Here is a 21,860-nt window from a genome sequence, read left to right as displayed (position 1 = left end):
TCGGTGCGGCGACGGTACCGACCCAGGTCAGATCGCTACGAGGCGGGGTCCACCTTTGTCGGGTCGGCCGCGTGGCGCTCTCCCGTCGCCCGGCCTTGTCAGGTGACTCGCCCAAGGCTCTGACGAGCACCGGCCGTTGCAAGTACTACCAACAACCGCGCTGAAGTGCACTAACCCGGGGCAAAACTGTTCCGAACTGTCCGATTTCCGGGCACCAGGAGGTCGCTCAGCGGGTCACCGGGGTGGCCACACCCGATCACGGGCACGACCGCGCGGCGAAACCGCACGACAACACAGCGACCGCCCCTCACGCGGGGAGCGGGGGAACCGCCCGCGGCGGAGCCCCCTCCGGCCGCGTGAGGGGCCCGGAGCCCCCGGGAAACCGGGTAGCCGGAAGTGCGCGAGAACACTCGGGTGGCCACGCACGTGTTCGATATCACCGCGAAACGTGCCCCTGTGGTCGGAATCGGAGCGCACACCGGGACTGCTCAGCCCCCGACGGCCGCGGCGAGGTCCTCGCTCATCCTCCTGGTCGCGGTGCGCAGTTCCCGCACGTCCGGGCCGTGCCGCAGCAGGTCCCTGGCGACGGCGGGCACCACGTGGGGCAGGGCCGAACCGAACATGGACCGCAGTCCGTGCACGGTGCCCCCCTGGGCTCCCAGACCGGGAGCGAGGATCGGCCCGTTCAGGCCCGAGAAGTCGAGCTCGCCGGGGCGGATGGTGGCCCCGGCCACCACCCCCACGTGCCCCATCGGCTCGGCCCCCGCGTTGCTCTCCGCCGCCGCGTCCACGACGGACTGCGCGACCGTTCTTCCCTCGGAGGTCGCCGAGCGTTGCAGCCCGACGGCCTCGGGGTTGGAGGTGCGGGCGAGCACGAACACCCCGCGCCCGGTCTGGGAGGCGATACCCACCGCCGGAGCCAGCGATCCGTAGCCGAGGTAGGGCGAGACCGTCATCGCGTCCCCCGCCAACGGGGAACCGTCCCCGAGGTAGGCGTTGGCGTAGGCGGTCATGGTCGAACCGATGTCACCGCGCTTGACGTCGTGGACCACCAACGCCCCGGCCTGCCTGGCCTCGGCGACCACACGCTCCAACACGGCGACACCGCGCGAACCGTAGGTCTCGAAGAAGGCCGACTGCGGTTTGAGCACCGCGACCTCGGCGGCGACGGCCTCCAGCACCGTCATGGCGAAGCGTTCCAGGGCGGCCGGAGTCTCCTCCAGCCCCCACGCGTGCAGCAGCGCCGGATGCGGGTCTATCCCCACGCAGAGCGGTCCCCGCGCCGCGATGGCCTCACCGAGTCGCTGTCCGAAAGCAGCCTGTACCGCCGTCATCGCCCCTCACCAGTCCGCTGGCTCCGCAGCGCCGCCTGCAACCGTTGCAACGGCCGCACACCGATGTTGCCGCGGATCGCGGCCTCGACGCCCTGTACGGCCGCGGCAGCACCCTGCACCGTGGTGATGCACGGGATGTCGCGCGACACGGCCGCGGTGCGGATCTCGTAACCGTCCACCCGGGGCCCGGGGTTCCCGTAGGGGGTGTTGACCACCATGTCGATCTCACCGGCCCTGATGAGATCGATCACGTCACGGTCGGCGGAACCGTCCCACTCCCCGGCACCATCCGCGTGCGGGTCCTCGTTGTGCTTGCGGACCACGGCGCAGGTGATGTCGTTGCGCCGCAGCACCTCGGCCGTTCCCGTGGTGGCACAGATCTCGAACCCGAGGTCGGCCAGGCGCTTGACCGGGAAGACCATGGACCGTTTGTCCTTGTTGGCCACCGAGACGAACACCCTGCCCGAGGTCGGCAACGAACCGTAGGCACCGCTCTGCGACTTGGCGAAGGCGTGGCCGAAGGCGGTGTCGATGCCCATGACCTCGCCGGTGGACTTCATCTCCGGCCCCAGCAGCGAGTCGACACCGTGCCCCTCCGGGGTGCGGAAGCGGTGGAAGGGCAGCACCGCCTCCTTGACCGCCACCGGCGCGTCCGGCGGCAGGTCCGCACCGTCCCCGTGCGCGGGAAGCATTCCCTCGGCCCGCAGTTCGGCGATCTCGGCGCCGAACATGATCCTGGCCGCGGCCTTGGCCAACGGCGCTCCCGCCGCCTTGGACACGAACGGCACCGTCCGGGAGGCACGCGGATTGGCCTCGAGCACGTAGAGCACGTCGTCCTTGAGGGCGTACTGCACGTTGAGCAGGCCGCGCACCCCGATGCCCTCGGCCAGTGCCTCGGTGCACCGGCGGACCTTCTCGACGTCCTGGCGGCCGAGGGTGATCGGGGGCAGCGCACAGGCCGAGTCGCCGGAGTGGACACCGGCCTCCTCGATGTGCTCCATCACTCCGCCGATGTAGACCTCGGTGCCGTCGGCCAGCGCGTCCACGTCGATCTCGATGGCGTCGTCGAGGAAGTTGTCCACCAGCACCGGATGCTCGGGGCTGACCTCGGTGGCCCTGGCGATGTAGTTCTCCAGCGAGCTCTCGTCGTAGACGATCTCCATCCCACGACCGCCGAGCACGTAGGAGGGGCGCACCAGCACCGGGTAACCGATGTCGTCGGCGATCCGCTTGGCTCCCTCGAAGGAGGTGGCCGTGCCGTAGCTCGGTGCGGGCAGTCCCGCCCTGGACAGCACCTCGCCGAAGGACCCGCGGTCCTCGGCCCGGTGAATGGCCTCCGGCGGGGTGCCGACGATGGGCACACCCGCGTCGGAGAGCTTCTGGGCCAGTCCCAACGGGGTCTGGCCGCCCAGCTGCACCACCACCCCGGCCACGGTTCCCGAGGCCTGTTCGGAGTGCACCACCTCCAGGACGTCCTCGAAGGTCAGCGGTTCGAAGTACAGCCGGTCCGAGGTGTCGTAGTCGGTGGAGACGGTCTCGGGGTTGCAGTTGACCATCACCGTCTCGTAGCCGGCGCCGGCGCTACCCAGCCCCATGGCCGCGTGCACGCAGGAGTAGTCGAACTCGATGCCCTGGCCGATCCTGTTGGGCCCGGAGCCCAGGATGATCACCTTGGGGCGTTCCTGCTGGCGTTCCACCTCGGACTCGGCCCCGGGGTCCGACTCGTAGGCGGAGTAGTGGTAGGGCGTGGAGGCGGCGAACTCGGCCGCGCAGGTGTCGACGGTCTTGTAGACCGGGCGCACCCCGAGCCGGTGGCGCAGCGAACGCACCCCGTACTCCCCGGCCAGCTCGGGCCGCAGCGCGGCGATCTGGCGGTCGGACAGGCCGGCGCGCTTGGCGCGGCGCAGCAGGTCCGCGTCCAGCACCGAGGCGGCCAGCATCTCCTCCCTGAGCTCGACCAGCCCGGCTATCTGGTCGATGAACCAGGGGTCGATGCCCGAGGCCTCGTGCACCTGGGCCACGGTGGCCCCCATCCGCAGCGCCCGCTCCACGGTGTAGAGCCTGCCCTCGTGGCCGGTGGCGAGCTCGTCCAGCGTGGAGTCCAGCGTGGCTCCGGCCGGGTCCGGTACCGTCCAGAACCCCGCGCGGGAGGACTCCAGCGAACGCATCGCCTTGCCCAGGGCCTCGGTGAAGTTCCGGCCCAGGGCCATGGCCTCGCCGACGCTCTTCATCGTGGTGGTCAGTCCGGTGTCGGCCCCGGGGAACTTCTCGAAGGCGAAACGCGGGGCCTTGACCACCACGTAGTCCAGCGTGGGCTCGAAACTGGCCGGGGTCTTCTCCGTGATGTCGTTGGGGATCTCGTCGAGGCTGTAGCCGATGGCCAGCTTCGCCGCGATCTTGGCGATCGGGAAGCCCGTGGCCTTCGAGGCCAGCGCCGAGGAGCGCGACACCCGCGGGTTCATCTCGATGACCACCATGCGGCCCGTGCTCGGGTGCACGGCGAACTGGATGTTGCACCCTCCGGTGTCCACACCGACCTCGCGCAGCACGTCGATACCGACGTCGCGCATGTGCTGGTACTCGCGGTCGGTCAGGGTCATCGACGGGGCGACGGTGACCGAGTCGCCGGTGTGCACCCCCATGGGGTCCACGTTCTCGATGGAGCAGATGACCACCACGTTGTCCGCGTGGTCCCGCATCAGCTCCAGCTCGTACTCCTTCCAGCCGAGCACGCTCTCCTCGATGAGCACCTCGTGCACCGGGGACTCGGTCAGCCCCAGCGAGGCCATCCGCTCCAGTTCCTCGTGGGTGTGGGCCATGCCGGAGCCGAGCCCGCCCATGGTGAAGCTGGGGCGGATCACCACGGGAAGACCGCGTTCGGCGACGAAGTCCCGGACCTGCTCCATCGTGGTGCACACCCGGCTCTCCGGGACGCTGCCCCCCACCGAGCGCACGATGTCCTTGAACCGCTGCCGGTCCTCCCCGCGCTGGATGGCCTCGACGTCGGCCCCGATCAGCTCCACCCCGTACTTGGCGAGCACCCCCCGCTCGTAGAGCGCCACGGCGGTGTTCAGGGCGGTCTGCCCACCGAGGGTCGCCAGCAGCGCGTCGGGGCGCTCGGCGTCGATGACCTTCTCGACGAACTCCGGGGTGATCGGTTCGATGTAGGTGGAGTCGGCGAACTCCGGATCGGTCATGATCGTCGCCGGGTTGGAGTTGACCAGACTCACCCGGATGCCCTCGGAGCGCAGCACCCGACAGGCCTGGGTACCAGAATAGTCGAACTCACACGCCTGGCCGATCACGATCGGGCCGGAACCGATGACCAGAACGTGGTTGATGTCGGTCCTCTTGGGCATCAGCGTGCCTCGCTCATCATTCGTACGAAGGAATCGAACAGGGGTGCCGCGTCGTGCGGGCCCGCGGCGGCCTCGGGGTGGTACTGCACGCTGAACGCCGGTGTGTCCAGCAGCCGCAGTCCTTCGACGGCTCCGTCGTTGGCGCAGTGGTGGCTGACCATGGCCCGGCCGAACTCGGTGTCGAAACGCTCGCCGGGCTCACCGCGCACGGCGAAACCGTGGTTCTGCGCGGTGATCGCCACCCGTCCGGTCTCGGCGTCGATGACCGGTATGTTGACGCCGCGGTGGCCGTAGGGGAGCTTGTAGGTCTCGCGGCCGAGGGCCCGGCCCAGGATCTGGTTGCCGAAGCAGATCCCGAACAGCGGCATCCGGTGCCGCAGCACCTGCCTGGTCAGTTCGGTCGCGTGCTCGGCCGTGGCCGGGTCCCCCGGCCCGTTGGACAGGAAGACGCCGTCGGGGGCCAGCTCCCGGATCCGCTCGAACGGGGTGGACAGCGGCAGCACGTGGGTCTCGATCCCCCGTTCGGCCATCAGCCGCGGGGTGTTGGACTTGATCCCCAGGTCCAGCGCGGCGACGGTGAGACGACGCTCCCCGACGGCGGGCACCACATAGGGCTCGTCCGTGCTCACGTCACCGGCCAGATCGGCGCCGAGCATCCCCTGTTCGGCGTTGACACGGTCGATCATCTCCCGGTCGGTGCCCAGGGCGGCCCCGGAGAAGATCCCGGCCCGCATGGCGCCCCGCTCGCGGATGTGGCGGGTGAGCGCGCGGGTGTCCACGCCGGACACTCCCACCACGCCCTGCCTGCGCAGTTCCTCGGGCAGGGACCTGCTCGCCCTCCAGGAGGAGGGGTTGCGCGCGGGGTCGCGCACCACGTAGCCGGCGACCCAGATGCGCTGCGACTCGTCGTCCTCGTCGTTCCACCCGGTGTTGCCGATCTGCGGGGCCGTGGAGACCACGATCTGGCGGTGGTAGGACGGGTCGGTCAGGGTTTCCTGGTAACCCGTCATGCCGGTGCTGAATACGACCTCACCGAGGCAAGAGCCCTCGCTGCCGAAAGCCTCGCCGCGAAAGATCCGCCCGTCCTCAAGCACCAGGGCGGCGGGGGTCTGCGCGGTCATGTCTCCTCCTGCCGCGACATCGCGGCCTCGTCGTCGTGCTCGGATGGGGAATCGGGGGTCTCGGCGGGCACCAGCGCGTGCAGGGCGCGCACCCACTGGTGCGGGTCCTGCGCCCCTTCGGGGCGGAACCCGCTGTCCAGCAGGTGGTCCCCGAGCTTCCAGGTGACCACCAGCATTCCGACGCCGGGAACCACCTTGTTCGCCAACTTGTGGTCCACCCGCGCGTCGCGCAGGGCCGAGGTCGGTATCCAGAGCGGCTCGGATCCGGCCCGTTCCACGAGCAGCCCCGTGCGGTGGAGCCGGAGTCGCGCTCCGGCGCGGTGGCCGAGCGTGCCCGCGCTGACCCGGTCCTGCCAGTCACCCGCCACCGTGGTGCCCACGTAGAGTCCGGCCACGGAGGGCAGCAGTTCGTCCTCCTCGGACAACCCCTCGGGCACCCCGGGCAGCAGGGCGGGCAGGTCCGCGTGGCGGGCGGCGCGGTTGGTCCAGCCGCGTCGCATCGCGTACAGCACCACCAGGGCGGCCAGGGCCAGTGCCAGCACCCACAGCGTCCGTGTCATCGGAGCACCCCCCCGTACGGTTGCGTCCTGCCGTCCCGCGCGGTCACACGGCCGCGCGAGATCGTCGCCGTCACCCTCGCGGGCAGGGTCATCCCCTCGAAGGGGGTGTTGAGCGCGGTTCCGGCCAGTTCCTCGCCGCGCACGGTCCACTCCGCCTGCGGGTCCACCAGGGCGATGTTGGCCGGCTCGCCGACCTCCAGTGGGCGTCCCTGGTCGTCCAGCCCCGCGATGCGGGCGGGAGCCTCGCTGAGCACCCGGGCGAGGTCGCGCCAGTCCAACAGCCCCGGGCGGAGCATGGTGTGCACCAGCACCGACAGGGCCGTCTGGAGTCCGAGCATCCCCGGGCGCGCCGCGGACCACTCACAGTCCTTGTCCTGCTCGGCGTGCGGGGCGTGGTCGGTGGCCACGCAGTCGACGACCCCCTCGGCGAGCGCCTCGCGGAGAGCCCGCACGTCCTCGTCGGTGCGCAACGGCGGGTTGACCTTGTAGCGCGGGTCGTAGCCCTCCAGCAGCTCGTCGGTGAGCAGCAGGTGGTGCGGGGTGACCTCGGCGGACACGGAGCCGCCGCCGGGGCGGGAGCGCCACCAGCGCAGGAACTCCGCCGTCCCTGCGCTGGAGACGTGGCAGACGTGCAGCGAGCCTCCCGTGTGCCCGGCCAGCATGCAGTCCCTGGCCACCACGGACTCCTCGGCGGGAGCGGGCCAGCCCGCCAGCCCGAGGCGGGCCGCGTTGGCCCCCTCATGGGCCTGGGCCCCCGGGGTGAGTCCGGGGTCCTGGGCGTGCTGGGCCACCACGCCGCCGAAGGCGCTGGTGTACTCCAGAGCCCGCCGCATCAGCAGCGGGTCGTCCACGCAGTTGCCGTCGTCGGAGAACAACCGCACCCGGGCGGCGGAGCGGGCCATCGAGCCGATCTCGGCCAGCCGCTGTCCGCCCAGCCCCGCGGTCACCGCTCCGACGGGGTGGACGTCGACCAGCCCGACCTCTTCGCCGCGGCGGCGCACGTGCTCGACGACCACCGCGTTGTCGGCGACCGGGTCGGTGTTGGCCATGGCGAACACGGCGGTGTAGCCGCCGAGGGCCGCCGCGACCGAGCCGCTCTCGATCGTCTCGGCGTCCTCCCGCCCCGGCTCGCGCAGGTGAGTGTGCAGATCCACGAAACCGGGCAACGCCACCGCCCCGTCCGCGTGGAGGACCTCGGCGGCGTCCGTCTCCTCCAGCTCGCCGATGTCGGCGATCCTTCCGTCCTCGCCGACCAGCAGGTCCACCGGTTCCTCCGCCCCGTAGGGACGCACCGAACGCAGCAGCAACCGTGCCCGGCCGGTCCGTTCGACACCGTTCACGCCGTGTTCTCCTCTCCGGCCAGCAGGTGGTACAGCACCGCCATCCGCACGTGCACACCGTTGCGCACCTGCTGTTCGACGGCGGCCCGCGCGGAGTCCGCCACCCTCGGCGCGATCTCCGTTCCGCGCATCATCGGTCCCGGGTGCAGCACCACGGCGTGCTCGGGCAGTTTCGCCGTGCGGGCCGCGTTGAGTCCGTAGCCGACCGAGTACTCCCGTTCGGTGGGGAAGAACCCTCCGTGCATCCGCTCGGCCTGCACCCGCAGCGCCATCACGGCGTCCAGACCGGGCAGCTGGGAGTCGAGATCGTGGGTGACCTCCACTCCCCAGTTCCGCGCCCCCTCCGGGACCAGGGTCGGCGGCGCGATCAGCACCACCTCCGCCCCGAGCGTGCGCAGCAGGTGCGTGTTGGAGCGGGCCACTCTGCTGTGCAGCAGGTCCCCCACGATGCCGATCCTGCGGCCCGCGAGGCCGCCGAGCCGTTCACGCAGGGTCGCCGCGTCCAGCAGTGCCTGGGTGGGATGTTCGTGCATCCCGTCACCGGCGTTGACGACCCTGGTGCCGGTGGGGTCCAGCCACTCGGCGATCCGTTGGGGAGCCCCGGAGGCCTGGTGCCGCAGGATCACGCAGTCGGCACCGGCTGCGGAGAGCGTCCGCGCGGTGTCCCGCAACGACTCCCCCTTGCCGGTGGAGGATCCGGAGGCGGAGACGTTGACCACGTCCGCGCTCATCCACTTGCCGGCCACCTCGAAGGACACCCGGGTACGCGTGGAGTTCTCGTAGAACATCGTGATCACGGTGCGCCCGCGCAGTGTCGGCAGCTTGCGGACCTCCCTGCCGAGCAGGGTGCTCTTGAGCATGTCGGCGGTGTCGAGTACGGCGCTCGCGGTCTCCGGGTCCAACTCCTCGGCCGTGAGCAGGTGCCGCATCACTGTTCCTTTCCGGCCGGACCGGCCTCACCGGGGTCCGGTTCGTTCGTGGCCTCGCCCGTTCCGTTCTCCGCAGCGGACTCGTCACTCCGTCCGGAGGCGGGGCGACGCAGCAGCACGGAGTCGGCACCGTCCACCTCGGTGAGCCGCACCGCCACGTCCTCACTGCGCGCGGTGGGCACGTTCTTGCCGACGTAGTCGGCCCGGATGGGCAGTTCGCGGTGTCCGCGGTCCACCAGCACGGCCAGCTGGACGGCGCGGGGACGTCCCTGGTCGCGCAACGCGTCCAGCGCGGAGCGAACCGTGCGTCCGGAGAACAGCACGTCGTCTACCAGCACCACCAGCGCGTCGTCCACTCCCTCCACGGGGACGCTGCTGGCCTCGATGGGGCGATTGGGCTGCTTGCGCAGGTCGTCCCGGTACAGCGTGATGTCCAGCGCGCCCACGGGCGGGCGCACTCCGGTGAAGGCGGAAACGCGTTCGGCGATGCGTCGGGCGAGCGGGGCGCCTCTGGTGGGGACACCGAGCAGGACGACGTGGCTGCCGCCACTGTCCAACGCGGTTTTCTCGATGATCTGATGGGCTATTCGGGCGACAGTGCGCGCGACGTCTTCAGCCGAAAGCAACTCACGTTCTTCGGCCGGAACCGCCGCGCCCGCCGATGGGCGTGACGCCACGGAGGACCTCCTTCCCCGCCTCACTGGACGGGCCGTTAAAGGACGCCAGGACCCCGGCAACCGCCGGGCTTGCCCTGTACGCTATCAGCGTCGGGGGGTCAATCGCCGGGGTGGTGTAGCGGGATTCGTGCCACACTCACACCGAGAGCAACTTGACCTGATGACGCTCGCGAGCGATTATTACTCTCCGTATCAACACAGAGCGTTCCTCCCCGGCAACTGGAACTAGGCTGACGGGGCGAATGAAACGGAGAAACGCCACATGGGCGACTACGCCAAGGCGCTGGGCAGCAAGCTCCGCGCTATCCGCCAGCAGCAGGGTCTTTCGCTGCACGGCGTCGAGCAGAAGTCAGGCGGGCGGTGGAAGGCCGTGGTCGTCGGGTCCTATGAACGAGGTGACCGCGCCGTCACCGTGCAGAAACTCGCCGAACTGGCCGATTTCTACGGCGTTCCGGTAGCCGAACTCCTCCCGGAGGGCCGTGTTCCTTCCACCGCGGAACCCGCGACCAAGGTCGTCATCAATCTGGAGCGGCTGCAACAGCTCCCCGCCGAGAAGGTCGGACCGCTGGCCCGCTACGCGGCCACGATCCAGAGCCAGCGGGGGGACTACAACGGCAAGGTCCTGTCCATCCGGACCGAGGACCTGCGTTCCCTGGCCATCATCTACGACATGTCGCCCGGGGAACTCACCGAGCAGCTCATCGACTGGGGAGTGCTTCCTCCCGAGGCACGCCCGTCGCACGAGGAGTGACGACCCCACACCCGCATCCGGCCCCGGATGCGGGTCCGGGCGGGCGGAGACCGCCACGAACGGGCCCCCGTGTGTCCGACGTCGGTTCCGCCCCGAGGCGGGCACGTCGGTTCCGCTGAATCCGACGCCCGCACGAACGAGTCGAGCCCGCCTCCGTCGGTCGCGGAGGCGGGCTCGGTGTGTCGCGTCCACGCTCGTGCCGGAAGGCCGGTACGCGGCTCCGCCGCGGGGAGAACGCGCGAAGGATCCGGACGGCCGCGCGCCGGCGGCTCAGTCACCCTCCCGAAGACCACCGGTGGTCCCGACGTCGGTCGAGGACTCCGCCGGGGAGTAGTTCTCCCCGGCCGTGGCGGCCTCCCCCTCCTCGGCGGCCGGGGCCTCGGTGTCCCGCCCCCGCAGGGCGACACGCTCCCGCTCGTCGATACCGGCCAGTCTGCCGAGCACACCGTTGATGAACCGGGGCGAGTCGTCGGTGGACAACGCCTTGCCGAGCTGAACGGCCTCGTCGATGACCACCGCGGGTGGGATCCCGTCCCCCCAGAGCATCTCGAAGAAACCGAGTCGCAGCACGGACCGGTCGACCACCGGCATCCGGGACAGCGCCCAGCCCTCGGAGTACTCGACGATCAGTTCGTCGATACGGTCACGGTGCTCGGAAACCCCGGAGACCAGGGTCACGGCGTAGTCCCCGACAGCGGGGGCCTCGGTCGACCCGACACGTTCCCGGAGCAGTTCCCGCGGATCCATCTCCCGCAAGTCGGCTTCGTACAGTACCTCCACCGCGCGTTTGCGGGCCTTGCTACGTTCGCCCAACTCATACCCTCTTTCTGGCGCGCGGCTCGCTGCTGCACGACCGAACCGGTCGGCCGTTCGAACTGCGAAGGGCGGTCACTTGACCCGCCCCAGGTAGCGGCCGTCCCTCGGATCCACCTTGACCTTCTCCCCGGTCTCGATGAACAGCGGGACCTGGACGGTCGCACCCGTTTCCAGCTCGGCGGGCTTGCTGCCGCCCGTGGAACGGTCTCCCTGCACACCGGGGTCGGTGTGGGCGACCGTCAGTTCGACCGAGGCGGGCAGCTCCACGTAGAGCGGCTCCCCCTCGTGCCGGGCCAGGGTCACGGTGCTGTTCTCCAGCATGTAACCGGCCGCGTCGCCCACCGTCTCCGGCGAGACGCTGATCTGGTCGTAGGTCTCGGGGTCCATGAACACGTAGTCGGTACCGTCGTTGTAGAGATAGGTCATCTCGCTGCGGTCGACGTTGGCGGTCTCCACCTTGACCCCGGCGTTGAAGGTCTTGTCCACGACCTTGCCGGAGAGCACGTTCTTCAGGGTGGTGCGCACGAAGGCGCCGCCCTTGCCCGGCTTGACGTGTTGGAAGCTGGTGACGGTCCAGAGCTGGCCGTCGATGTTGAGCACGAGTCCGTTCTTCAGGTCGTTCGTAGTGGCCACGGTCGGAGTCTCTCCTGTGGTGCAGGGTGCAGATACTTCGCCGATTCGAGCTGTCGCGCGATCGATGAGCGGCTTCGAGCGCGCGTTGCCGCACCTAGATGACGAGCAACTCCTTCGTCGTCAAGGTGAGCAACTCCGGCGTGTCCGCACGCGCGACCAGCGTGTCCTCGATGCGGACGCCGCCCCTCCCCGGCAGGTACACACCGGGCTCGGCGGTGACCGCCATCCCGGCCTCGATGGTACCTTCCCCGCGTTGGGACAACGCCGGTGCCTCGTGGATCTCCAGTCCGACCCCGTGTCCCAGACCGTGCAGGAACTGCTCCCCGTATCCCGCACCGGTGATCACCTCACGCGCGGCCGAGTCGACCTCGCGCACGTCGGCCCCGGGCCGAACGGCCGCGCGCCCGGCCGCCTGGGCCTCGGCCACGAGATCGTAGATCTCGCGCTGCCAGTCCGCGGGCTCGCCGAGTACCAGCGTACGCGTCATGTCCGAATGGTATCCCTCCACCAGGGCCCCGAAGTCCATCTTCACGAAGTCCCCGGCGGCCAGTCGGGTGTCGGTCGGCCGGTGGTGCGGGATCGCGGAGTTGGCCCCGGTGGCCACGATCGTCTCGAAGGAGGGCCCCTCCGCGCCGTTGTCCAGCATGCGGCTTTCGAGCTCGCGGGCCACTTCGAGTTCGGTACGCCCCTGACGCAGCCCACCGTGCTCGATCAGTTCCGCCAGTGCCCGGTCCGCGGCGGCACAGGCCTTCCGCAGCGCCTCGATCTCGGTTTCGTCCTTGACCAGTCTTAACCGCTCGATCAATCCCGGTGTACGCACCATTTCGGCCGAGGGGGCCGCGCCGGCCAGCGCGTCCAGCCCGTCCACGGTCACGTGGTGGCTTTCGAAACCAACCCGCCGATAGTCGTCGATACGCGACTCGATACGTCCGGCGAGCTCGCGCGCGCTCGCTCGATCGATGACCCGCTCCAGCTCAGGCACCTGGGAAGCGGCCTGGGTCTCGTAGCGGCCGTCGGTACAGAACACCGTACGGCCTTCGGAATCGGCCGTATCGGTGGCGTGCACCAGCAGTGCGGCGTTGGAACCGGTGAATCCGGTGAGATACCTGATGTTGAGCAGGTCGGTCACCAGTATGGCGTCCACCTCGCTGTCGCGCAGACGGCCGCGCAGGGCGTCCCTGCGGTATACATGTGTTTCGGGCATGCTTGGCAGCTTAGTGGCCGCGTGCCGGCTCGCGTGCGTGGTTGGCACCGAAACGCGGGCAGGAGGGAGCCACCGCGCTCACACGAAGCGTTCCTCGGGGCGCGGATCGTCCGAGGGAGGACGGGCGAGGCTGGCAATATAGCCGAATATGATAGAATTGGTAGATTCACTGCGGCAATACTGAGTGCGATTGGATACTGATACAACTAGTGGAATGTTCCGGAGTATTGGAAATCTTGTCTATGCGCAGCTTGCCTGGGTGACATCGTCAGGAGCGCAGCGACTCGGGTGTTCGGACAGAGCTAGCACCAGAAGAATAAATCCGAGCCTATCAGGGGCATTGAACACCAAGAGGCCTCTTGCCAGAGACAGTCCGCTTGATCAACGACTACGTAAATCTGTGAACGGTGTTCAACTAATCAATCGGCCGAAGGGACGACGACCTTTTTCATCCACACGCTGCCTGCCTCCACGCTCACTCGGATCCAATCCAACTCCCCAGAATAATCGACTCAAAAATATCTGACCAAAAATGAGTGAATAACCTCCAATATTTATTAAAATTTCAAGCGGTACGCAACCTTGTATCCTCAAAGAACGCATCATTCCAAATTTCACACAAACCAAGGTATTTTTCTGCTGTTTCCTTGTCATAACTACGCTCCAGAAGAATCGCTAATACAGCATCTAAATGCCTCCCTTTATCGCTAATTGTACTCATAGAAACACTATGATCAGAATTACGTATCTTGATAGCTTTTTGTAGATCACTATCGCTTTCTGTGTGATTTAGTATCTTTACTATCGTACGAAAATAACAAGAGTCAGGATTCAACATTCCATCCAATGAATCCATTTCGCTACAAAGGTATTCTACTGTGTTCCAGCTCTGGTGACTGACAAGTGCATAACAGGCAAGTCGTAGCGCACGTCTATAATACGTAAGCGCTCCAATACGATCACCGCCAGTAACTAATTCTGTATTTTCAGCAAGAAAAGATAGCCTCTTGCACAACTCTAAAATCTGTACTTCCGTTAGTATAGGAAGGGTATCCCGAAGCATAAAGTAAAGCCAACGCGGATTATCAGGCTCTTCAGCCAAAGCCTCTTCGAGCAAAGACCGATTTCTTTCCATCTTCGCACGATGCTCCATCACCCCAGGACTATAACCATCGTGAAAGAAAGTGACGGGTATAGAAAAAACGTCAACCGGCGAATATTTAATCCCACTTACTACCAAATACTCGTGAACCTGCCCATGATAACGAATTCCGCTATCGGTTCGAAATATTCGCGGAATGTCGTCGACATAACTAGTCCGATCAATATCTTTAATAGTAGGCGCAAAAGCTGTTTGGGTTATATCATCAAGTTTATCGACTTCGTCCAGATGCTGATGAATGGCTGATTCCGGACTCAGCCATTCATCAGCATCAATAAACACTAACCACCCTGGTGCAACCATATCGATGGCGAAGTTCCTGGCTTGCGCGAACGACCCCGTCCAGCGAATATTGACCAATCGGACACCGGTTGAAAAATAACCTTCCACAATATCCACTGTGGCATCCGTTGATCCTGTATCTACAACGAGAACATCATCGAAACCAATACCAACTATACTATCAAGGCATCGTCCGATACAGCGTTCTTCGTTTTTCGCTATAATAGCTATACTACGTGACGGAGAGGTCATTTCGGCATCCAGATTATATTGCCTACCAGGGAATCACTACTTCTCGATTACTACTTACAGATAGTCTTCTCTCCCAAGTCTTGATAGGATCCACATCCAACCAGAAAAGCCTCCAACTGGAAAATATAGCATTCACGGCCATTTATCGTGACAGGTCCGCGTTTGAAATCATACACATACTGGGCTGTGCCGCAGTAAAATGTCTGAGTTTTAGGTATAGGTCTCGGATTCAAACAGTCTCGTGCGCTTGTTTCAGTAACGGTTTCAGCTTGAGCAACCGCAGTTTGGGTCATAAACGAAGCAGCAGCCGCCAAAGTCAAGGCCACCAAAGACCCAACGCGCCTGCGTAGTGGATTTGCATTTTTCTTTTGCAGGAAACCTGTATTGCATGCAAATTTTCCTACGCCTGAATTTGATTTTGACAAGTCATTGTCGATGGCCTCCAGGAAAGCCCGACGGTCAGTTGCCACTTTATCAGCTTCACTGACTTTACGAGAGCTTTCGATACCCGACTCTCCAGCAGTGCGTAGCCCAGATATCATATTAACCTTTCTTACCAGTATAGCCTCGAATCCAACATGGATCAACGCGCTAACAAGTTCATCGCTAACTTAACCAAAGTAAGGAATCCCAGAAGCCCCCAATAGTATCAACGAGACTTTGTAACCACAACCAATTGATCAACTGGATAACAATAGCTTAGAGGTACAGACCACTAGTGTCAAGGGCATGCCACTAGACTTTTCCTCGACTTACTCCCCAGCTCAACGACGTTTCCGCGCAAACGCCACAAGCAAGTTGCATATGCTGAAACCAAGCTAGTCGAAAAGAAAAACTTAGTGGGATAAGCACGATCGTTAAGTTTCATTTACTAACCCTAAAGCATGAATGTGAAATCTGTGGATGACACGAGCACCGTATAGCTATAGGGATATCTCAGTACACAGCCGGCACCGGAGCGCCCAGTGTCCCGCATACACAGCTGGCCGCGTGACGCTCCGAGCCGGCTGGCTAAGCCGACTATGGCTACCGTACTTGGCCTATCGACTCTTCTGAGTCGTACTACATCCGGCACGCATGACGAGATATGACGATCCCCTAAGTGCGGGCGATCGGGATAATCAGTGAACATGACATCCGGTCACTTCACCGAAAGGCGAAGCTGGGCTTGTTGCCCAGCGTACGAATTAGCCAATCACGCCCGTCACCGCTGCGGATAGACCACGGGTTTGACCACCGTGTCGTCCCGCGCGGCTGCGGTGAGTGCCTCGGGAACCCGCTCCAGCTCGAAACGATGGGTGACCAGGCTGTCGAGTTCGACCGCGCCAGAGGCGGCGAGCGCGATGGCTGTCGGCCAGGTGTTGGCGTAGCGGAAAGTTCCCGTCACCTCGATCTCCCTGGTCTGCACATGGGACAGCGGCAACAGGAGCTCGTCCCCGCCCAGTCCGACGAAGACCACACGACCGGCACGCCCGACGCTGCGGACCGCCTCGGTGGCCGCGGTGGGATTGCCCGAGCACTCCAGCAGCACGTCGGCTTCGTAGTCCACTTCGGGCAGGGGGCGGTGCCGGACGTTGACCGTCTCGGTCACCCCCAGCTCGGCGGCCGTGCGCAGCCGGTGGTCGGTCACGTCGGTGATCACGACCTCGGTCGCTCCGAAGACACGGGCCGTCTGCGCGGCCAGCAGTCCGACCGGACCCGCGCCGGTCACCAGCACCCGTGCGCCGGGTGAGATCCGCGCCTTGCGGCAGGCCCAGACGGCCACCGAGAGCGGCTCGATCATCGCGGCGGCCTCGTCGGAAAGCTCGTCGGGCACCGGGTAGACGAACTGCTCGTGCAGGGTGACGTATTCGCAGAACGCGCCGTCGATCGGCGGGGTGGCGAAAAACCGCACGTCCGGACACAGGTTGTAACGGCCCGAGCGGCATTCGTGGCAGCTCAGGCAGGGCACACCCGGTTCGAGGGAGACCCGGCTGCCCACCTCGTGGTCCCGCACCTCGGAACCGAGCGCCACGATCGTCCCCGAAGCCTCGTGGCCGAGGATCAGCGGCTCGCGGACGACGAAGTCACCGATGCGACCGCGTTCGTAGTAGTGGGTGTCCGAACCACAGGTTCCGACCGCTGAGACACGCACCAGCACTTCGTGCGGTCCCGGTTCCGGAACGGGACGCTGTTCGACGGCGATGTCTTCGATCTTCTGCAGCACCGAAGCGCGCATTGACGTGGGAACTCGTGTCATCCTTCGACCACCGTTTCGAAAGACGGGTCCTGCCTTCACCCTGCCACTGTTCGCTTGCCCGCGTGGCTGGGAACATCCTTACCACAGCGAGATTTTTTATCACCCTTTTCGCGAGAGATCCTCGCAAAACTCCGGGTTCCCCCGATGAAACCCGGAGTTGTCCCCACCCATTCGGTGCATACCGGACAGTTTCGCGGAAACTGTCAACCTGGGAGCGCTCCTAGCCGGTGCACGCGAGAACCGCGATATCGAGTTACCGTCTCGGGTGAAGCCACCAGTCAGCACGGGCTGACCGAGGGGAGGCGATGTCCACACACTCTCAACACTCTCAGCCGAGGGACTTTCGGCCCAAGGAAACCGACGAGGCCGAGGCTGCCGTCGTCGGTACCGGACCGAACGGACTCGCCGCCGGGGTGGTGCTCGCCCGCAGTGGACTGCGGGTACACCTCTACGAGGCGGCGGAAACCCCGGGAGGAGGGTTGCGCTCGGCGGCGTTGTTCGACGAGTCGGTGCTCCACGACGTCTGCTCGGCGGTGCACCCGCTGACCGCCTCCCCGTTCTTCCGAGGATTCGGCCTTCTCCGCCGGGGGCTGCGTCTGCACACCCCGGAGATCAGCTACGCCCACCCCCTGGACGGGACGGACTCGGCCCTGGCCTGGCGCGATCTCGACCGCACCCGCGCGCACCTGGGCCAGGACGGTCCCGCCTGGTACCGCCTGATGGAACCCCTGGTGCGCCGCAGCGAACGGGTCACCGAACTCCTGCTCTCCGATCAGCGCAGGCCACCGCCGTTTCCCGAAGCCGCACTGGTCGCCGAGCGCCTCCTCCGGCACGGAACACCGCTCTCCCCGGGGTTCCGGGGCACCAGGGCCGCCGCCCTGTTCGCGGGTGTGGCCGCCCACGCGGGCGGGACACCTCCCGATCCGGCCGCCACCGCCGTCGGACTGCTGCTGGGCCACCTGGCTCACGCGAACGGGTGGCCCATCCCGGAAGGGGGAAGCCGGCGCATCGCCGACCTCCTGATCGACGACCTGCTCGCCCACGGGGCTCGGCTGCACACCCGGCACCCGGTCGACGACCTGAGGCAGCTGCGCTCGGCCCGGGTGGTCCTGCTCGACGTGGTACCGCGCGGGCTGCTGGCCATGGCCGGATCGCTGCTGCCCGACGACTACCGGAGGCGGTTGGAGCGGTACCGCCACGGAACCGCCGCCGCCAAGGCCGACTTCCTGGTCTCCGAGCCGATACCGTGGAGCGATCCCGCGCTCGGCGAAGCGGGCACCGTGCACCTCGGAGACGGTCCCGCCGCGCTGCGCGCGGCCGAGCGGGCCACCGGGCGCGGTGAACGGGTCCGGGCCCCCTTCGTGCTGGTCTCCGAACCGGGCCGGATCGACCCGACTCGCGCGCACCGGGGCAGGTACCCGGTCTGGGCCTACTGCCACGTGCCCAACGGGGACACCCGCGACCCGGTGGAGCTCGTCCGCCGCCGGATCGAGCACCACGCTCCCGGATTCTCCGACACGGTGCTCGACAGCACCGGCACCTCGGCGGCCCGGCTCGCCGAGTACGACCCGAACTACCCGGGAGGCGACATCAGCTCCGGCGCGGTCGATCCGGTACAGGCGTTGTTGCGACCGACCGCGCGGCTGAACCCGTACGCCACTCCGTTGTCGGGGGTCTACCTGTGCTCGGCGGCGACACCGCCCGGGCCGGGGGTGCACGGCATGTGCGGGTACTGGGCGGCCAGGGCCGCGCTGCGCGGCGAGTTCGGTGTCCGGACCCCGCCACCGCTGGACTGAGCCCACTGCCGGGGGAACCTGGGGTCAGCCCGGCTCGGACCGCCGGTTCTCGGCCACCCAGCGCAGCGCCATCGCGTATCCGAACACCCCGAAACCGGTGAGCACTCCGGTGGCGACGTCGGAGAGGTAGCTGTGCTGGCGGAAACGCTCGCGCCTGTGGACGTTGGTCAGGTGCACCTCGACCAGCTCCGCCCGCAACTGGGCGCAGGCGTCCCGCACAGCCACCGAGTAGTGCGTCCAGGCGGCGGCGTTGAGCACCACCGGGGCCCCCTCGTCGGCGGCCTCGTGCAGCCAACCGAGCATCTCGCCCTCGTGGTCGGTCTGGCGCACCTCCACCTCCATGCCGAGTTCCTCGGCGGTGCGCTCGCACAGGCTCACCAGATCCGCGTGGGTCCGGTGCCCGTACTTGTCCGGCTCACGTCTGCCCAGCCTGCCGAGGTTCGGCCCGTTGAGCACGAACACCCTCACAGCAGGACCTCCCGGGCCGAACCCGACCCACCCTCGGCCAGCGCGGAGTAGGCCGCGGCGAGCAGGGAGGGGTCCGGGCCCTCCAGCCGGCCCGGTTTGGCCAGCCCGTCGAGCACGACGAACCTCAGGGTGCCCGACCGGGTCTTCTTGTCCACCTTCATGAGTTCGAGCAGCTCGTTGAGCGCGTCCGGGTCGTAGGAGGTCGGCAGGCCCAGCGCGTCGAGCACCCCGCGGTGCCTGTCCGCCGTCTCGTCGTCCAGCCTTCCCGCCAGCCTCGCGAGTTCGGCGGCGAACACCAGCCCGATGCTGACCGCGGCCCCGTGCCTCCAGCGGTAGCGCTCCCGGCGTTCGATCGCGTGCGCGAGGGTGTGCCCGTAGTTGAGCACCTCCCGGTGGTGGGATTCACGCAGGTCGGCGCCGACCACCTCGGCCTTGACCCGCACGGAGCGGGCGACGAGCTCGGGCAGCACCGATCCCGTCGGGTCCACGGCCGCCGTGGGGTCGGCCTCGACGAGACGCAGGATCTCCGGGTCGCCCACGAAACCGCACTTGACCACCTCGGCCATGCCGGCCAGCAGCTCGTTGTGGTTGAGTTCCTCCAGGGTGGCCAGGTCGACCAGCACCCTGCTCGGCTCGTGGAACAGACCCACCAGGTTCTTGCCCGCCTCGGTGTTGATCCCCGTCTTCCCACCGATCGCGGCGTCGACCATGCCGAGCAGCGTGGTCGGCACGTGGACCACGCGCACCCCGCGCATCCAGGTGGCCGCGACGAAACCGGCCAGGTCGGTGACGGCCCCGCCTCCGAAGGAGACCACGACGCCGTCGCGGTCCATGCCGATCTTGCCGAGCACCTCCCAGCAGAACCCGGCGACGGCGAGGCTCTTGCCCTCCTCGGCGTCGGGCAGTTCCACGCGGTGGGCGTCCACCCCCGCGCCGGTCAGCTCCTCGCGCACCGCCTCGACGGTCTGGGTGATCGTGGGCTGGTGCAGCAGAGCCACCACCGAGGCGTCCCGGAGGGTCTCGACGAGTTCACCGAGCAGCCCGTGCCCGACCAACACCTCGTAGGGCTTCTCCGCCCGCACGGAAATCCGCTCCGGCTCGCTCATCGTGTCCTCTCCAGTCAGGGGTTGTCTGTGGTGTTCGACCCGTTCGGGCGGTCGCGAAGGGCGCGGACGACGGCCTCACTCGGGTTCCGCGCCCGGCGGACCGGTGTGCGTCATCCGGATCACCCGCTCGACCACGGCCGTGGGCTCGAGCCGGTCGGTGTCGACCTCCCAGTCCGCGACCTCGCGGTACAGCGGAAGCCGCTCACGCAGCAGCGCCTGGAAGTTCGCGCGCGGGTTCACCCCGGCCAGCACCGGCCGGGGGGTGGACAGCCCCGTCCGGCGCACTCCTTCGCTCAGCCCGACCGACAGGAAGAGCACGGGGTGTTCCGCCAGCCGCTGCCTGGTGGCGGCCGAGACCACCGCACCACCGCCGAGAGCGAGCACACCGGTGTGCTCGGCGAGTGCCGCGGCCACCGCCTCCTCCTCCAGCGCGCGGAAGGCCGCCTCGCCCTGTTCGGTGAAGATCTCCGGGATCGGTCGGCCCGCACGGTGTTCGACGTCGACGTCGGTGTCGCGGAACTGCCCGCCGAGGCGTTCCGCCAACAGCCTCCCGGTCACGGTCTTGCCCGCCCCCGGAGGTCCGACGATCACCAGACGGGGGCTCATGCGTCCTCCCCCCAGGTGTCGACGCGGCGGTTCAGTGCCGCGAGATACGCCTCGACGTTGCGTCGGGTCTCGCCCAGGGAGTCGCCGCCGAACTTCTCCAGCGCCGCCTGGGCCAGCACCAACGCCACCATGGTCTCGGCGACCACGGCGGCGCGGGGCACGGCGGTGACGTCCGAGCGCTGGTGCATGGCCTGGGCCTGCTCCCCGGTGCGTACGTCGACGGTGGACAGCGCTCGGGGAAGGCTGGAGATCGGTTTCTTCGCCGCGCGCACGATCAGCGGCTCGCCGTTGGTGATGCCTCCTTCCAACCCCCCGGCACGGTTGCTGGAGCGGGTGACCCACTTCGGCCCGTGGGCGGCGAAAAGTTCGTCGTGGGCGGCGCTGCCCCGTCGCCGGGCGTTGGCGAAGGCCTCGCCGATCTCCACTCCCTTGACCGCCTGGATGCTCATCAAAGCCTGGGCCAGCCGGGCGTCCAGCTTGCGGTCCCAGTGCACGTGCGAACCCAGCCCCGGGGGGAGACCGTGGGCGATCACCTCGACCACACCTCCGAGCGTGTCCCCGGAGGACTTGGCCTCATCCACTTCGGCCATCATCCGTTCGGTGGCCTCATCGCCGAAGGCGCGCACCGGGTTCTCGTCGATGGCGGCGAGATCCTCGGCCGTGGGCAGCTGGTCCCCCTCCACGTTCACGTCGCCGAGCGAGACCACATGGCTGACCAGTTCCACCCCGAGCAGCTGCCGCAGGAAGCACCGGGCCACCGTTCCCACGGCCACCCTGGCCGCCGTCTCCCGGGCGCTGGCGCGTTCCAGCACCGGTCGTGCCTCGTCGAAGTCGTACTTCTGCATCCCCGCCAGGTCGGCGTGGCCGGGGCGGGGGCGGGTCAGCGGCTCGTTGCGCGCCAGGGAGGCCAACACCTCCGGGTCCACCGGGTCGGCGGCCATCACCTGTTCCCACTTGGGCCACTCCGTGTTGCCGATCCGCACGGCCACCGGCCCCCCCTGGGTGAGGCCGTGACGAATCCCTCCGATGACCTCCAGCTCGTCGGACTCGAAGTTCATCCGGGGACTACGGCCGAACCCCAGTTTCCGACGCTCCAACTGAGCGTGGATCTCGGAGGTGGTGACCTCGACTCCGGCCACCATTCCCTCCAGCACTCCCACGAGAGCCGGACCGTGCGATTCCCCGGCGGTCATCCAGCGCAACACGTCCGTGATCCTGCCATGAG

The 21,860-nt window shown here is 67.1% G+C and carries 18 protein-coding genes and 1 pseudogene; 2 read left to right on the top strand and 17 right to left on the bottom strand.

Translation table 11 applies throughout. The features are described from left to right. Positions 1–488: 488 nt before the first annotated feature. Genes pyrF through pyrR form a run of 7 tightly spaced genes read right to left on the bottom strand, consistent with a single transcriptional unit; the run spans position 489 to position 9,320 of the window. Positions 489–1,334, bottom strand: a complete 846-nt coding sequence (gene pyrF, locus CEP50_RS01285; protein WP_106112059.1) for an orotidine-5'-phosphate decarboxylase — start codon at positions 1,332–1,334, stop codon at positions 489–491. Then, positions 1,331–4,693, bottom strand: a complete 3,363-nt coding sequence (gene carB, locus CEP50_RS01280; protein ID WP_106112058.1) for a carbamoyl-phosphate synthase large subunit — start codon at positions 4,691–4,693, stop codon at positions 1,331–1,333. The genes pyrF and carB overlap by 4 nt, the downstream gene beginning before the upstream one ends. Further along, positions 4,693–5,814, bottom strand: coding sequence for a glutamine-hydrolyzing carbamoyl-phosphate synthase small subunit (gene carA, locus CEP50_RS01275; protein ID WP_106112057.1), 1,122 nt, complete (start codon positions 5,812–5,814; stop codon positions 4,693–4,695). Before carA ends, carB begins: the two co-directional genes overlap by 1 nt. Further along, entirely contained in the window at positions 5,811–6,374 is a 564-nt protein-coding gene (locus CEP50_RS01270; RefSeq protein ID WP_106112056.1) for a PH-like domain-containing protein, read from the bottom strand. The genes carA and CEP50_RS01270 overlap by 4 nt, the downstream gene beginning before the upstream one ends. After that, on the bottom strand, positions 6,371–7,714 hold the full coding sequence (locus CEP50_RS01265; protein ID WP_106112055.1) for a dihydroorotase: 1,344 nt from the start codon (positions 7,712–7,714) through the stop codon (positions 6,371–6,373). Before CEP50_RS01265 ends, CEP50_RS01270 begins: the two co-directional genes overlap by 4 nt. Then, a complete protein-coding gene (locus CEP50_RS01260; RefSeq protein ID WP_106112054.1) occupies positions 7,711–8,643 on the bottom strand; it encodes an aspartate carbamoyltransferase catalytic subunit in 933 nt (310 codons plus the stop codon). The genes CEP50_RS01265 and CEP50_RS01260 overlap by 4 nt, the downstream gene beginning before the upstream one ends. Then, positions 8,643–9,320: a bifunctional pyr operon transcriptional regulator/uracil phosphoribosyltransferase PyrR gene (gene pyrR, locus CEP50_RS01255; protein ID WP_106112053.1), complete on the bottom strand. Its 678-nt coding sequence runs from the start codon at positions 9,318–9,320 to the stop codon at positions 8,643–8,645. The genes CEP50_RS01260 and pyrR overlap by 1 nt, the downstream gene beginning before the upstream one ends. Positions 9,321–9,582: 262 nt before the next feature. On the opposite strand from pyrR, the gene bldD reads away from it, so the two are divergent. Beyond that, entirely contained in the window at positions 9,583–10,071 is a 489-nt protein-coding gene (gene bldD / locus CEP50_RS01250; RefSeq protein WP_017975994.1) for a transcriptional regulator BldD, read from the top strand. Between the two features lie 375 nt (positions 10,072–10,446). Here the strand turns inward: bldD and nusB are convergent. The 6 genes and pseudogenes from nusB to CEP50_RS01225 all read right to left on the bottom strand — a co-directional run. Beyond that, positions 10,447–10,884: pseudogene (nusB, locus tag CEP50_RS01245) on the bottom strand (transcription antitermination factor NusB); the annotation flags it as partial. 75 nt (positions 10,885–10,959) lie between these two features. Continuing rightward, positions 10,960–11,520: an elongation factor P gene (gene efp, locus CEP50_RS01240; RefSeq protein WP_106112051.1), complete on the bottom strand. Its 561-nt coding sequence runs from the start codon at positions 11,518–11,520 to the stop codon at positions 10,960–10,962. 94 nt (positions 11,521–11,614) lie between these two features. Beyond that, entirely contained in the window at positions 11,615–12,724 is a 1,110-nt protein-coding gene (locus tag CEP50_RS01235; protein WP_106112050.1) for an aminopeptidase P family protein, read from the bottom strand. Between the two features lie 565 nt (positions 12,725–13,289). Next, positions 13,290–14,420: a glycosyltransferase family 2 protein gene (locus CEP50_RS01230; RefSeq protein ID WP_106112049.1), complete on the bottom strand. Its 1,131-nt coding sequence runs from the start codon at positions 14,418–14,420 to the stop codon at positions 13,290–13,292. 50 nt (positions 14,421–14,470) lie between these two features. Continuing rightward, the gene (locus tag CEP50_RS19740; protein ID WP_146134714.1) at positions 14,471–14,962 is read right to left on the bottom strand and encodes a hypothetical protein; all 492 of its coding nucleotides are present in this window, start codon (positions 14,960–14,962) and stop codon (positions 14,471–14,473) included. Positions 14,963–15,624: 662 nt separating this feature from the next. Next, positions 15,625–16,638, bottom strand: a complete 1,014-nt coding sequence (locus tag CEP50_RS01225) for an NAD(P)-dependent alcohol dehydrogenase (RefSeq protein ID WP_258174635.1) — start codon at positions 16,636–16,638, stop codon at positions 15,625–15,627. A gap of 326 nt (positions 16,639–16,964) precedes the next feature. Between CEP50_RS01225 and CEP50_RS01220 the strand changes: the two genes are divergently transcribed. Beyond that, entirely contained in the window at positions 16,965–18,455 is a 1,491-nt protein-coding gene (locus CEP50_RS01220; RefSeq protein ID WP_106112047.1) for a phytoene desaturase family protein, read from the top strand. 24 nt (positions 18,456–18,479) lie between these two features. Here CEP50_RS01220 and aroQ read toward each other — a convergent pair whose 3' ends face one another. From aroQ to aroC, 4 genes are all read right to left on the bottom strand, one after another. Then, positions 18,480–18,923, bottom strand: a complete 444-nt coding sequence (gene aroQ, locus CEP50_RS01215) for a type II 3-dehydroquinate dehydratase (protein WP_106112046.1) — start codon at positions 18,921–18,923, stop codon at positions 18,480–18,482. Beyond that, positions 18,920–20,029: a 3-dehydroquinate synthase gene (gene aroB, locus CEP50_RS01210; protein ID WP_106112045.1), complete on the bottom strand. Its 1,110-nt coding sequence runs from the start codon at positions 20,027–20,029 to the stop codon at positions 18,920–18,922. The genes aroQ and aroB overlap by 4 nt, the downstream gene beginning before the upstream one ends. A gap of 75 nt (positions 20,030–20,104) precedes the next feature. Further along, positions 20,105–20,635, bottom strand: coding sequence for a shikimate kinase (locus tag CEP50_RS01205; protein WP_106112044.1), 531 nt, complete (start codon positions 20,633–20,635; stop codon positions 20,105–20,107). Next, positions 20,632–21,840, bottom strand: a complete 1,209-nt coding sequence (aroC, locus tag CEP50_RS01200; RefSeq protein WP_106112043.1) for a chorismate synthase — start codon at positions 21,838–21,840, stop codon at positions 20,632–20,634. Before aroC ends, CEP50_RS01205 begins: the two co-directional genes overlap by 4 nt. Between the last annotated feature and the right edge of the window lie 20 nt (positions 21,841–21,860).

This window comes from Actinopolyspora mortivallis, from assembly GCF_003001495.1.
Classification (GTDB): Bacteria; Actinomycetota; Actinomycetes; order Mycobacteriales; family Pseudonocardiaceae; genus Actinopolyspora; species Actinopolyspora mortivallis_A.
The sequence above is the reverse complement of the archived record's forward strand: the minus strand, read 5'-3'. Positions and strand labels throughout refer to the sequence as shown.